This window comes from Edaphobacter aggregans DSM 19364, from assembly GCF_000745965.1.
Classification (GTDB): Bacteria; Acidobacteriota; Terriglobia; order Terriglobales; family Acidobacteriaceae; genus Edaphobacter; species Edaphobacter aggregans.
Map to the genome: position 1 here is coordinate 1 of NZ_JQKI01000062.1, position 12,926 is coordinate 12,926.

General features: G+C 54.5%; 13 protein-coding genes. 9 read left to right on the forward strand and 4 right to left on the reverse strand.

Going from position 1 to position 12,926, the window contains the following annotated elements; genetic code table 11:
• A partial coding sequence (locus Q363_RS42945) for a hypothetical protein (RefSeq protein WP_342667436.1) occupies positions 1-187 on the reverse strand: 187 nt, incomplete at its 3' end.
• Positions 188-751: 564 nt separating this feature from the next.
• On the opposite strand from Q363_RS42945, the gene Q363_RS46540 reads away from it, so the two are divergent.
• Genes Q363_RS46540 through Q363_RS45560 form a run of 3 tightly spaced genes read left to right on the forward strand, consistent with a single transcriptional unit; the run spans position 752 to position 2,950 of the window.
• Complete coding sequence (locus tag Q363_RS46540; protein ID WP_169747061.1) at positions 752-901, forward strand: P-type ATPase actuator domain-containing protein; 150 nt, start codon at positions 752-754, stop codon at positions 899-901.
• A complete protein-coding gene (locus Q363_RS36425) occupies positions 877-1,977 on the forward strand; it encodes an HAD-IC family P-type ATPase (protein ID WP_051979064.1) in 1,101 nt (366 codons plus the stop codon). Before Q363_RS46540 ends, Q363_RS36425 begins: the two co-directional genes overlap by 25 nt.
• A gap of 19 nt (positions 1,978-1,996) precedes the next feature.
• Positions 1,997-2,950, forward strand: a complete 954-nt coding sequence (locus tag Q363_RS45560; RefSeq protein ID WP_051979065.1) for an HAD-IC family P-type ATPase — start codon at positions 1,997-1,999, stop codon at positions 2,948-2,950.
• A gap of 296 nt (positions 2,951-3,246) precedes the next feature.
• On the opposite strand, the gene Q363_RS20285 is transcribed toward Q363_RS45560, so the two are convergent.
• Positions 3,247-4,494 (reverse strand): MgtC/SapB family protein, encoded by a 1,248-nt coding sequence (locus Q363_RS20285; protein ID WP_035354092.1) that lies wholly within the window; start codon positions 4,492-4,494, stop codon positions 3,247-3,249.
• 398 nt (positions 4,495-4,892) lie between these two features.
• On the opposite strand from Q363_RS20285, the gene Q363_RS20290 reads away from it, so the two are divergent.
• From Q363_RS20290 to Q363_RS36435, 6 genes are all read left to right on the forward strand, one after another.
• Positions 4,893-5,462, forward strand: coding sequence for a hypothetical protein (locus Q363_RS20290; protein ID WP_035354093.1), 570 nt, complete (start codon positions 4,893-4,895; stop codon positions 5,460-5,462).
• On the forward strand, positions 5,434-5,889 hold the full coding sequence (locus Q363_RS20295) for a PIN domain-containing protein (RefSeq protein WP_084080590.1): 456 nt from the start codon (positions 5,434-5,436) through the stop codon (positions 5,887-5,889). The genes Q363_RS20290 and Q363_RS20295 overlap by 29 nt, the downstream gene beginning before the upstream one ends.
• Before the next feature lie 744 nt (positions 5,890-6,633).
• On the forward strand, positions 6,634-7,311 hold the full coding sequence (locus Q363_RS20300; protein WP_157467242.1) for a tyrosine-type recombinase/integrase: 678 nt from the start codon (positions 6,634-6,636) through the stop codon (positions 7,309-7,311).
• Entirely contained in the window at positions 7,239-7,619 is a 381-nt protein-coding gene (locus Q363_RS20305; protein ID WP_084080591.1) for a site-specific integrase, read from the forward strand. The genes Q363_RS20300 and Q363_RS20305 overlap by 73 nt, the downstream gene beginning before the upstream one ends.
• Before the next feature lie 539 nt (positions 7,620-8,158).
• Positions 8,159-9,130, forward strand: a complete 972-nt coding sequence (locus tag Q363_RS20310; RefSeq protein WP_035354104.1) for an NAD-dependent epimerase/dehydratase family protein — start codon at positions 8,159-8,161, stop codon at positions 9,128-9,130.
• Positions 9,127-10,281 (forward strand): glycosyltransferase family 2 protein, encoded by a 1,155-nt coding sequence (locus Q363_RS36435; protein WP_051979066.1) that lies wholly within the window; start codon positions 9,127-9,129, stop codon positions 10,279-10,281. The genes Q363_RS20310 and Q363_RS36435 overlap by 4 nt, the downstream gene beginning before the upstream one ends.
• Here Q363_RS36435 and Q363_RS20320 read toward each other — a convergent pair.
• The gene (locus Q363_RS20320; RefSeq protein WP_051979067.1) at positions 10,271-11,263 is read right to left on the reverse strand and encodes a polysaccharide deacetylase family protein; all 993 of its coding nucleotides are present in this window, start codon (positions 11,261-11,263) and stop codon (positions 10,271-10,273) included. The genes Q363_RS36435 and Q363_RS20320 overlap by 11 nt on opposite strands.
• Positions 11,260-12,852, reverse strand: a complete 1,593-nt coding sequence (locus Q363_RS38660) for a glycosyltransferase (RefSeq protein WP_051979068.1) — start codon at positions 12,850-12,852, stop codon at positions 11,260-11,262. The genes Q363_RS20320 and Q363_RS38660 overlap by 4 nt, the downstream gene beginning before the upstream one ends.
• Between the last annotated feature and the right edge of the window lie 74 nt (positions 12,853-12,926).

The window sequence follows — 12,926 nt, forward strand, 5'->3', positions numbered from 1 at the left end:
CTTCCAGGTCATGCCCGTACTCGCGCCACGTGGTGCCATCCACTCCCGGCGCCGCATCTCGTTTAAGCTTGAGATACGCCGTTCGCAGTAGATCGACCGTCACGCGATGAAGTAGGGCGGTGAACCGTTCCTTCTTCCCTTGCCTTGCTCGCTCTCGTACACGCTCAAGCCCCGGTGACACGCTCACCCGGCTCCATGTCCGGTGCGTGTGCGGCTCGGGCGTGTTCCCCTTGGCCCCTTCCCTTGGCTCCACCGACTCCGCGTCCGATCGTCCGGTCTTGTTCGCCGGCTTCGCAGCTACTGTGGAAGGGGTCTGACTTCTCCGGTTCGTTCATCATCGGCTACGGCTCCTCGCCTTCCCGACGCGGACCACCCCTTGACTGCAAATGGCCAAACTGGAGATCTCCCGGTTCCCAAGCAAAGAGCGTCCGTGCATGCCAGGGTCTACGACCACGCAGGACCGTTCGGGCACTCGCGATGTCGCACCCGTTCGTTTTGCCTTCCGCATACGTAACTACGTCGGCGTCCTGGATGAGAAAGATTTCGTGGCTCAATGGCTGGCCTGCACGCTCCCCTGTCAACGCTTCGCCGCACCCCTCACGGTATACTGCGCATGACTCGGGGCCGGCGTGGTTCGCTACACCTTCACCGTAATGGACTTGCACCATCTACTCCTTGCCGGTCTCCCGGCGCACTACATAAACATTCCGAGTCAATTGAGCATACCGCAGCACTTGGGGATCGCCTGAACATGGTTTTTGCAGGCACCATGATCGTCTCCGGGAACGCGAAAGCAGTCGTCACTGCTACTGGGATGCAAACTGAGTGTGGGAGGATTGCAAAACTTCTTGACGTTGAAAAAACCAGATTACCCCTTTGCAGCAACAACTCAGACTCCTGAGTAAGCAGTTGGGTGTCGCGGTCGTCCTAATAGCCGCATGTGTCGTCACGGTCTTGCTCGCTGTTCAAGGCATGCAAAGTGCCACTGCGGTCATGAACATACTGCTCTTCGGGATCGCATTGGCCGTCGCCGCTACCCCGGAAGGTCTTGCCGCTGTCATTACGCTGGTGCTGGCAATCGGGGTGCAACGTATGGCTCGTCGAGGGGCAATCGTTAAGAAGCTCCCTGCAGTAGAGACTTTGGGGTCTACGACCGTGATCGCTTCGGACAAGACCGGGACCATGACGCGCAACGAGATGACAGTTCGCGCCCTTGTCACGGCTTCAGGTTATGCCAACGTCTCTGGAAGCGGTTATTCCCCTGAAGGTAATCTTTCAACACCGAACAATGAACAATTCACAGAGGCTCAGTCGCGAGAAATATCTCAATTGCTCCTTGCGGCGGCCCTCGTGAATAACGCACAGCTTAGCGAATCCGCAAGGGGATGGAAGATTCAAGGAGATCCTACGGAGGCTGCACTGCTAACCGCCGCTCGGAAGGCGAAGATCCTGCCTTCAGCTATGCAAAGTCTCTACCCTCGTCTGGCGGAAATTCCCTTTTCATCGGAACGAAAAATGATGAGCACCTTACATGAACAGGGCCAGCATTCCGGGGCAATCACCGTTTTTACCAAAGGAGCTCCCGACATCCTCCTGGAACACTGTACGCATGAATTTTCCGCCGGGGTCTGCCGTCCTTTGACACCTCAGCGCCGGCAAGACATTCTCCGCAACAATGAACAATTGACCTCCACTGCACTTCGTACACTTGGCGTTGCTACTCGCCTCTTGACTCAAGTCGAGGCAGCTAACCCCATAGCTATCGACGAACAAGCCACGGAACGCCATCTGACGTTCATTGGGCTAGTCGGCATGATGGACCCGCCTCGTCCCGAGGCTCGTCGTGCAGTAGAGCAAGCAAAACAGGCCGGCATCCGCCCAATCCTGATAACCGGCGATCACCCCAAAACGGCGGTGGCCGTCGCTCAGGACTTGGGAATCATCTCAACTGGTCGTTGTATCTGGCTCCCAACTTGATCAAATCTCCGATGCTGACTTGCGGCACGCCGTCCGCACCACTGAGGTCTATGCACGGGTCAATCCAGAGCACAAACTCCGTATCGTGCATGCCCTCCAGCAGAACAACGAGATCGTAGCAATGACGGGCGACGGCGTGAATGATGCGCCGGCCTTGAAGGCCGCACATATCGGCATTGCCATGGGCATCAACGGCACAGATGTATCGAAAGAGGCTGCCGATCTTATCCTGACTGACGACAATTTCTCCACGATCGTTGCCGCTGTTGAGGAGGGCCGCATCGTCTTCGACAATATTCAGAAGTTTCTACGCTATTTGCTGGCAACCAATCTGGGAGAAGTCTTCACGCTATTCCTAAGCGCCGTCATACTGTCCTTCCGAAGCGGCGGTGTCGCGCAATCTCTTGTGTTGCCTCTCACTGCAGCTCAGATTCTTTGGATCAACCTCGTTACCGACGGCGCACCTGCGCTGGCGCTCGGAATGGACTCCGCATCCCCGGATGTCATGCGGCGTGCTCCGCGACGCCCAAATGCGGGCATCATCGGTCGCCAGATGTTTGGCAATTTATTGCTCGTTGCGACGGCAATGACAGTGGGGACATTGCTGATCTTCTTCTCGGCCCCGAGCGGCGCCTCCATTCTCCATAAACGATCGATGGCCTTCACAACGCTTATGTTCTTCCAATTGTTCAATTCGCTCAGTGCTCGTTCTGATTCTGACAGTGCGTTTCGTGACATGTTCGGCAATCATTGGCTCTGGGGTTCCATCTTGCTATCCATTGGACTTCAAATAGTTCTTCTCAATCTTCCTTATCTCCAGCTCGCATTTGGAGTCGTCTCACTAAGCTTGGCTGACTGGATACTCTGCGTGTCGATCGCAAGCAGTGTCTTATGGGTGAGTGAAATCGCAAAATACTTCAAGCGCACTGCGCGTTCGGCGACTCAAATGCAATCAGCCGAGGTATCGCGGTGAATCAAGGCACGGGCACGGAGGTAGAAATGACTACAGGCCGCCCACAGTCAGAAGGAAAAGATTGTATCGAGGGAAACTTCGTCACCGCGTTCACCGAAAGGCAGATCGTAAAGCTGCCGTCTGGACTCACGTTAGCTGTTCAACTCTTCCTGGCATCGGTTACTGGAGCTTGGGCATAGCCCTCGCTGCACCATTGACTGCCGCGGTTTCAGGAGTTGTTTTTAGGCCTGTTGCGGGAGGTAAATAGAACAGATATTGAGAAGGTTCCCATTGCACACAATTCAGCTAAAACGCATTCACTGGCGAATGAAGACAAGGCTAAGGGCAAGCCCTGAAAGAATACAAACAAAACCTAGGGTCGTACTCTTGCGAAATGCATTCTTGCCCCATATCAGAGCTATAGCACACTTCACTGCCGTGTTGCCGAGGATACCAACCGCTATGACTCTCGCAGCCTCAGACGTCTCCATGCCCCGCCGCACCATGGGTGCTAGAGAGGCAACAAGGGCATCGATATCGACCGAGCCGAGCAGACCGGCCGAACCAAACATTCCAGCATTCCCAAACCATGCACGCGCAAAGGTCACCAAGTATTGGGCAGCGATAAAGATCAAAGCAAGATAGGCAGCGGTAAGGACGCGCAGGGGATTTTTTTCTTCCAAAGAAGCACGCTCACTGGATGGACGGCGAAGGCTGTATACAGTAAATAAAACTCCAATCGAGAGCGGAGCGATAACGTAGAAGAAAGTAGCGATGGCCAGAGCCGGACGAAGCAGCAAGCACAGAATACATACTCGTAACATCGAAACCGAGGTTGCCGCCATCACCCCTCCAGAAAGAGGAACGTAGGACTCAGGGTGGCTGCGACTGTCACGCGAGAAGGACAAAGCCACTTGTGTAGAGGAGATCAGCCCTCCGATGAGCCCAGTAAGGACCCAGCCGATTTTGGCGCCCATGGCTTTTCTGGCGAGGTATCCGGCAAAGCTGATTCCGGAGAATACCAGGACAAGTGTCCAGAGAGAACGCAAATTTAATATCCCTCTGGGGCCGAAATCCCCGGAAGGGAGAAGGGGGAGAACGATGAGCCCCATCGCGGCAAATTGTGCCGCGGCTTCAAGCTCGATAAGACCAATGCGATTGACCAGCGCATGGAGCCATGACTTTTCAATAAGCAAGAGAAGCGTCCAGGCATAAAGCGCTGCGGCAATACCCAGATGGCCAAGCCCGGCAGTGACACCGCTGACTAACACAGCCATAGCCGCAACCTCTGTTGTGGCGTCGCGCGGGATCCTGCCTGCACCCAGGCGCACAATCAACACCATAGCCGCAGTGCTGGCAAGGATAACGACTCCAAGCGTGATGAGTGCGTTGGCAATGAGAAAGCCACATACTCCAGCCACCGTGCCAAGTAGCGTAAATGTGCGGAGGCCGCCGATTGCTCCCGGTTCATTCTCACGATAGGCACGTTGCCGATCGACGCCGACTGCGGCTCCGCCGAGAGCTGCGATGGCAATGCCCAGAATTCCATTTCCCGATTGAATCAAGAGAAAGCCCTCAAGATTCCACCTGCCACTGAACCTGTTTTTGTCGCAACCTAAATCGCCGGGAAGAAACAGAGATCATTACAGCATTCTTTTTGAATCACGGCCCCGATATTTATTTCTATTGTGAGCTGGATTTGGCTCTTTGGAACAAGCGGCCTGATACACCTCAATCAGATTAATTTGATTCATATCTATAGTTTTAGGGAAACTGTTCAGCTCGATCCCGCCTATCGACAGTAAAGCGACAAGGCATATTGCTTCCCTCCAAGTCTCGAGAATGCTCATGAGATTCCACATGTGGGCACAGGTGGTGCGGAGAGAAGCAAGTGTAAACGCAGCAAGGACACGTGTCCTTGCACCGCGGTCTCTTTTCATCTAAACTTTAGATGAAGGTGGCTATGATGCCGACAATTCAGCTCAAGCTCCGCGAAGCGAGCGCCATTCTAGGCGTTAACCCAAAGGACCTCCAGAACCTGGTCCAGTTCGGCGTGCTTCAGCCGGAGCGCCGGGATCGCTTTTTCGTGTTTGATGCGACTTCTCTGTTGGAGGCAAGGGTTGCGTTCTATCTCAAAGAGTCGCTTGGAACCTCGGTGCCCCTACTGGCACGGTTTATACGAGAAATCTTTGCAGAGGCGCAGAAATCGAAATCCGGCCGTTTCTCCGATGTTTCAATCTCTTCGCGTCCTGTGAGCGGTAAGGAAGTGGTGAGAATCGAAGTGCCGCTACGAGCGCTGGCGACCGACTTGGAGGCACGGCTCCCGAAACCCAAGGCTTCGCGGAACGAAGCAGATGGAAGAAGGCGCAAGGGTTGGAAGGAAGAAATCACTCGCGCGTTCGAGGACGTGGCAGAAGACCTGAAGGGCATATCCGAGAAGGACATCTTGAACGAGATTAAGAGTTATCGAGCACAGCGCAGGAAGACACCGGAGATCAGCGTAGTTGCCCTCTCACAGAAGAAAACGGCCTAAGGGCGTCGTCGATACCTCGGTTCTTGTGGCGGGGATTGCCGCCTTCAAAAGAGTTGGAGTCCGATCGATCGTGCCCAGTGCACAGATTCTCCGCGCTTGGATTGAGGACGACACTTTCCAGTGGCTTATCACGGAAGAAATCCTGGAAGAGTACAAAGAAATCCTTGCGCGGTGCAAAGTCCGTCGCGACCTGATTGCTCATGCGATCAGCCTCATCCGCACCGCAGCTCAAGTTGTTCCCGACGTTCCGGGCTATGGAATTTCTCCTGATCCTGATGACGAGCCGTTCTGTGCATGCGCGGAGGCTGGCAACGCAGATTCTATCGTTACGCTCAACCCTTCTGACTTCCCACAGCAGAAGCTTAGAGCGCACGTGATTGCGCCAGGCGATACCATTCCCACGACCGGACGCACCCGCCGCCGTTAACCTCTGAGTCTTGGCGAACGGTTCCGGGAGGTCATCACACGCTGACTAAACAGAGAGCAACTCCAACCCACGTTGGTTGGAGCTTGCGCAATTGTGCTCCAGGGGTAGAGGCGGTATTTCCCGGAATCATTGAAAGCTTCTCCGAGGTGGTGGAGATTCCCGCATTCTCGTCAAGATTTCTTGCGCTTTTCCACAGGAGGATTAGTTCCAACCGTTTCTCAAAGTTTCCTCTCGTGACCATCGAGTCCTCACACGTCCTATTCGCTCCTTCCACCTCATGCAGAGACCATCTGGACATCAAATCCGCATTGAATCATTGTGAGTGCAAGGAGCATGTGGAACATGCGCGATTCCCCTCGCACACTCAGACAGCTCTCTCTGTTCGATTGCAGCGTGGATGCGCCAAGCCGAGCATGAGCTTCTTCGTGCAGAGTCGACGAGCGATTGCTCAAAGGTCGATCAGCACGAAACCGCCAACCAATCTCGGTGTGACACGGATGGACTCCGAGATCGGCCCCGCGTTAAGCTCAATCAGCCAACCGCTCCCGTGACTGGAGGAAAAATGACGGTCACGAGAGATCGATACCAACATGGTTCCCTGCGCAAGGTCGAAAGAGCGAAAGGGCCTGCGGTCTGGGAATTCAGATATAGCACTTACGAGAGTGGAGTGCGCAAACAGAAACAATTAACCCTCAGCACAACGAAGTTCCCGACTGAGGCGCGGTCAAGCGCAAAGTGGAGGCTTTGCTTCTGAAACTCAATTCAAGCGCCACCATCGCAGCTCTTCAGGAACCTACGCTGAAGGCCGTTATGGAAATCTATGAGCAGGAAGAGATGCCGGAGCGGCCCAAGAGCCGTCAGAATTATCGCCTGCTGATGGATCGGCACATTGAGCCGAGATGGGGCTCCAAGAAGCTTTCGGAAATTCGACCCCATGCAGTTGAAGTGTGGTTGCGAGAATTGCCGTATGCACCGGAAACGAAAAGGCACATCAGGAGCATGGTGTATCGGTTGTTCGAACTTGCGATGAAACGAGGCTGGCTGGAAGCTCAGAGAAATCCCATCAGCCTTGTTCGCGTGAAGGGGAGAAGCCGAGTGATCGAGAAGGTGGTTTTGATGCCTGAACAAATGCTGATCGTTCGACAAAACCTCGAGGATCCGTATTTGCTAATGGCCGAGCTTACCTGCTACCTGGGCCTTCGTATCTGCGAAGTGCTCGGGCTCAAGTGGGAAGATCTGGATGTGTCGGCTCAGACTCTTTCCATCCGGCGCTCGGCCGTTGACGGGAACGTTTCGGATGTCAAAAGTGAAGCATCTCGAGAGATGTCATTCCTCTCAGTGGTGACTTCATGCCCTTTCTTCAAAGATGGCAGCGGATTGCACCGGTTTCGGAAGAGGGCTGGATGTTCCCGAGCATTGTGACGGGCAAACCGTACCATGCAGGCATTCTCCTCCGTCGTCATCTCAAGCCGTTGGCCGCGCAAGTCGGCGTGCCAAGGCTTGGCTGGCACACCTTCCGACACACTTTCCGCAGTTGGCTTGATGCGGTGGGAACTGCGGTGGGCGTCCAACAGAAGATGATGCGTCATGCTGATGTGGCCACGACGATGAACATCTACGGGAAGGGAATGATGGACAGCAAGCTCGAAGCGCACACAAAACTGCTCCAATATGCCGGCGTGGGGATGTGTGGGGTTGCGGGTCAACCTACCGCAGAGTCAAATTGTTGATTTTGCTGGTCGGGGCGGAGGGATTCGAACCCCCGACCCTCTGCTCCCAAAGAATAGCCCAGCCAATTAGCCTGAGTTGTACCTACTTCAATGCAGTCGTATTTTCAGGCGATTACGCTCTCGGCATGTTGGGCCATATAAGCCTGTCTAGACGGGTACCCGCTACAGTATCCGCTACAGTCTTGAATGTCTGGCTGGACGGATCAATCAGATAAATCGTGCTAATGCGAACACGGGAATGCTTCAGTCAGTGCCTCAAAGACAAACTTTGCCCTTCTCTGGTTCAGTTTTCTGGATGGTCCTGGAGGAATTTGAAGACGACCCGAAGCACCGGAAAAATATCTTCGAAAATGCGGAATCTGGCGAATTGGAGTGATACAAAACAGCGGGCAATCCATACCCATTTGTGGGATACAAACCCATTTTGTGTGTGGGATACAATCTGCACCACGAGCGGAACGAGATTGTTTTGAACAGGATGACGCGCCGGGAGAGAGCGCCGGCACGTTGTAGCAAGCTCGTTTTTGGTAGAGGGACAGATGTCGAAGGTACTGGTAAGTGGTGGGTGTGGCTTCATCGGCTCGCACCTATGCGACCGAATCATGCGGCGATCAGACTTGGAGTTGTGCATCGTCGTCGACAATCTTTGGACAGGGGACGTCCAAAATCTCGCACATATTCGCGACGATCGCTTTCGGATTGTGCAATCCGACGTAGAGCGGTTCCAGACTGACCTACGATTCGATGAGATCTATCACCTAGCGTCCCCGGCATCGCCCCCGTGGTATATGAGCGAGCCGATTCGGACAATTTCTGCAAACCTAATCGGCGCTATGCGCTTGCTGGAATTACTCGCGCCCGGCGGGCGCTTCGGGTTTACGTCTACTTCGGAGATCTACGGGGATCCACTCGTTTCGCCTCAGCCAGAAAGCTATCGGGGCTCTGTCGACTGCACCGGGCCGAGATCATCCTACGATGAGAGCAAACGGTGCACGGAGTCACTACTATTCGAAACTCGGAGAACTAAGGGGATAGATCTGCGAGTCGTCCGCCTCTTCAATGTGTACGGTCCACGCACTCGACCCGATGATGGACGTGCGGTGTCCAACTTCATTATGCAGGCACTGAGTGGCCAGCCCTTGACCGTATACGGAAGCGGGGAGCAATCGAGAAGTTGGGGCTATGTCGAAGATATAGTTGACGGCTTGGAGCGCTACTTCTGGAGTGACCCTGTGAACTATCCAGGGCCGCTGAACATTGGAAATGATCGCGAGATTCCGGTCATTGAGGTGGCAAGGTACATCAGCAAAATGTTTGGGAATCTGCCCATTCACCATGTCGATCCCGCACCGCAGGATCCCACGAATCGTAGGCCCGATCTCAATCTGGCGAGACGCACTTTGCCCGGCTGGAAATGTAAAGTGCCCTATGAGAAGGGCGTCCAATTAACAGTGGACTGGTTCCGTGCGCACCTTGCGCAACAATATCAAGATCAACTCACTCTCATATGAGCCTGCCACTTTGTTCAATAATCATTCCGGCCTATAACGCAGAGGTATGGTTAGAACGGACGTTATTATCTGCTGCTAAGCAGAACTATCCGAATCTCGAAATTATTGTGATCGACGATGGATCGAAGGACGACACTCGCAAACTGGCTGAGTCGATTTCCGCAGTGGATGAGCGCTTCCGCGTAGTCAGTATTCCAAACGGAGGTGTGGCAAACGCTCGGAACGTTGGTATCCGCGAAGCTCGTGGAAAGTATGTTGCCTTTCTGGACGCGGATGATCTGTGGCACCCTGACAAGATCAGACTGCAGGTGGAGTCGATGCAAGAGCCGTTAGACGGAGCGCTGCCTGCTGCGAGTTATGCGCTCGCCCGCCTCATTAATGCGCATGATCGGGTCGTAAGTAAGGGAGCCACCCCAGGGGAGAGCGGCTATATATTGCTGCGGAACATGTACTTCAGATTCTCCGGCAATGGGAGCTCCGTTCTGGTTCTTCGTGATGTGGCTCTCGAGGTCGGGGGCTATGATTCTTCCTGGATCGCACACGGAAGCGGCGGATGCGAGGATATCGATTTCGAGTTGGCAGTGGCTGCCCGATACCCGATAGTTTGTGTTCAACAGCTTCTGGTAGGTTATCGCAGGGCACCTGGCAGCATGTCGACCCGTCACCGAGAGATGGCTCGCGGCGCCCTTGGTGTAATACAGAAACACCTCAAGGCAAATCCGCAGATTCCGAAATGGGCTACCCGTCTCGTGTATGGAGCGCTTTTGGGTTACACCGTGCCAGAACTTATAGCCGGACGCGACTGGCCTGAGGCCGCCAAACACCTGGGAATTCTGTTCATAAATCAACCAATGCAAGCGATAGAGTTTTCGCTGAGATTCTTGAAGCGCCAGCCGAAGCGACTACTTCGTCTCCTGTTCAAAAAGCCAAAATCCGTTGAAGAAATCGCCGGGCCACTGTTCACAGATGTCAGACCAGAGATTGAGCCAAGCGAGATTAATACTCGCCATCCGCGCCAAAGAGAGATTCTCGATGCATTGACGGAGCTTGATGCCAAGCTGTGGAAGGAGGTTATCAAAGGCAATATAAATTCGTCGACGCACGTCGAAGATAATGCTGGTGAGCCTGCCTACCGTGTCGCTAGGAATTGAGGAGCGCTTTGAATTGCGCCATATCGCGGTTCAGCACCGCGAATCTCGGCAACTCATATCGGTCCTCGCGGGCAACATTAATGTGAGCAGACCTGGTGGAGCATGCTGACGCAAAACCGGAACCTGCCACGATATTGCGAACCCCATCGTTCATATCGCCATAAGGGTAAGCGAACAAGGAGGTCTCCACTCCCGTCATCATTCGACATTGCTGTGTGCTAGCGAGGATCTCCTCGCGGCAGTCTTCTGCTGTCAAGGTCGTTAGAGCCGGGTGATGGATCGTATGAGCGCCAAGCGTGATCAATCCGTCCTGGGTCAGCTCCTGAACGTCGGCGTGATTCATCGGTAGCGAAAGAGAATTATGCACACCGCCGAAGGTGCCACGGACCGAAGCCATCACGCGCACACGTTCGGCCTGCGAAACATCTCGCAGTTTACGCCACAACCCGAGGTAGGCTCTCTGCCGTGCTGTTTGCGGCTCACCGGATGCGCGCCATTTTCCATCTATATCCGCTGTCTCGGGCACGCCCCACCGCAGCGAGAATGTCTCATTCGAAACCAACACTGTGTAATCGACCGCCTGCCTCGATTGGAGCGTCCATCCGGCCAGTTCATCCCACCAGAACGGCACACTGGAACCAACCCATCCTGTTGCAAGGAAGAGGGTCGCGGGTAGGTGATAACGCTTTAGCAAAGGCTTGGCGTGAACCAGATTGTCGCGATAGCCGTCATCGAAGGTGATGGCCACGGCGTTCCGAGGTAGGTTCCCGTTACGCAGCCCCTCAACAAGTTGATCGAGCGGCATAGCCGTACGATGGCTTTTCAAATAGGCAAGTTGCCGCTCAAACGTTTCGGGGGATACAGCGAGATCCCAAGGGTCCTGCTCAAGTGCGATCACCCGGTGGTACATAAGGATTGCAGGGGCGGCCCGCCGACCGCGAATGAGGCGGAAGACCCTGCGTGCGATCGAAGGGATGCTCATCGGGCTCTCTGCGCTCGAAGTGTAATGTTGACTGGGTACGCGGGATCATGCACATCCAGGTCACTTATATCGACGTCTTCCACGACGGCACCCGTAAGGAAGCATATGGCGGCAAACACATTACCGTGGGTTGAAAACTGCAGCTCTCCTCGTCCGAAGACGCGCTCAAAGAGGCGATGCAACGAGCTGACCGTGAACGACCAACACCAGTTCGTCCCCCACTCGTGACGGTCGATCTGACTTATCCCTGGAACTGTCAGCAGAAGAACACCGCCCGGCTTGAGCGCCGCATGGAGCCGCTCGACGGCTTCATTGAGGTCGTATATGAGCTGCAACGTCTGGGTGAAGATGATGCAATCGAACGCACCTTCCGGAAGAACGCCTCGCGTTGTAATGTCACCGGTAATCGTAACTTTCAGATTCTCACTACTGACGTGCAATACGTCCAGTTGTGCGATCTCGGTGCCAAATCGACGGCTATAGAGGTCATCGCCTATCTCGAGAACACGCCCTTTGATGTCTCGCGAATGCTCTTGGAGAAAGCCCTCGATATAGTAGCGATCCAAGGGGGTGCCGCGTTCCCAGCCGAAATCCATGCTCAATGGTCGAGTACTGGCTAGAGAACCGAAATCAACCTTCCCCACGCGCGGTGGCCAGGTCCTCCGTCTCAGAGCGCGCAGACGCTCGGGTACAGCCGCCCGGAAGATACGCTTCAGAAGAACATGGGCGCGCGGGGCTGCAAGGACACTTTTTGCAGCATTCGAAGCCCCATCCCCCCACATTGCTTCTTGGCCATGTTTGTACCAGTCGTACCAGTTGCGCCGACCTTGGAGCCAGAAATCTAAGCGGTGTCCGCCATCGGGCCGATGCTTGTCGTGGATCGAGAGAATCGCCTCCAGCATCTGCGCTGTGTCCTTCGAGATGTTGTCTCCATGCCACCGATACTCAGCGACTACCTGCGAATGTGAAGCGATCGGGTACCGTGGCGCGACCCGAAGATATAGCTCATAGTCTTCGCCTCTGCGCAGTCGTTCGTCATACCCACCTAGCTCCATCAGACGGTCTCGCCGAAACAGAGCGGTCGCTATCATCCCGATCATGTTTCCCGTCAGCAGAGTTGAGTAGGGGTCAGTTCCGGTAGGCATGGGGACGTTAGTGTTGCCTTTGGGTAAGCCATCTCGACCAATCTGATAGTGGCCCCCGTATACCAGGGCTGTTTCTGGATGAGTTTGAAAGCAGGCCAAACCGGCTGCCAAGGCATTTGGCCTTAGCCGATCATCAGCATCCAAAAAGCAAATAAACCTAGAGGTAGCTTGCAAAAGTCCGACGTTTCGCGCACTGGCAACACCGCCGTTCGCCTTCTCTATCAGTTTGACAATTGGGAAAGCCTCGAGGAGCGGCGCCGGAGTCACTTCCGAACCATCGTCAACCACGATCACCTCGTCTGCTGGACGGGTCTGGGCGAAAACGCTATGCAGCGCGTCTAGGAGGTACTTTGTGTCATTGAAGGTGGTGATGACAACAGCAACACTTTCCTCCGGATTTGTACCGCGCTCAGTTCGAAGAACTTCTGATTCGGCTTCTGTCATTTATAAGAGTGCCCGCTCAGGGCCGATTATGCGGGTAGTATACTCAAAATTCGGGCATTCTCGAGAGGGCATTC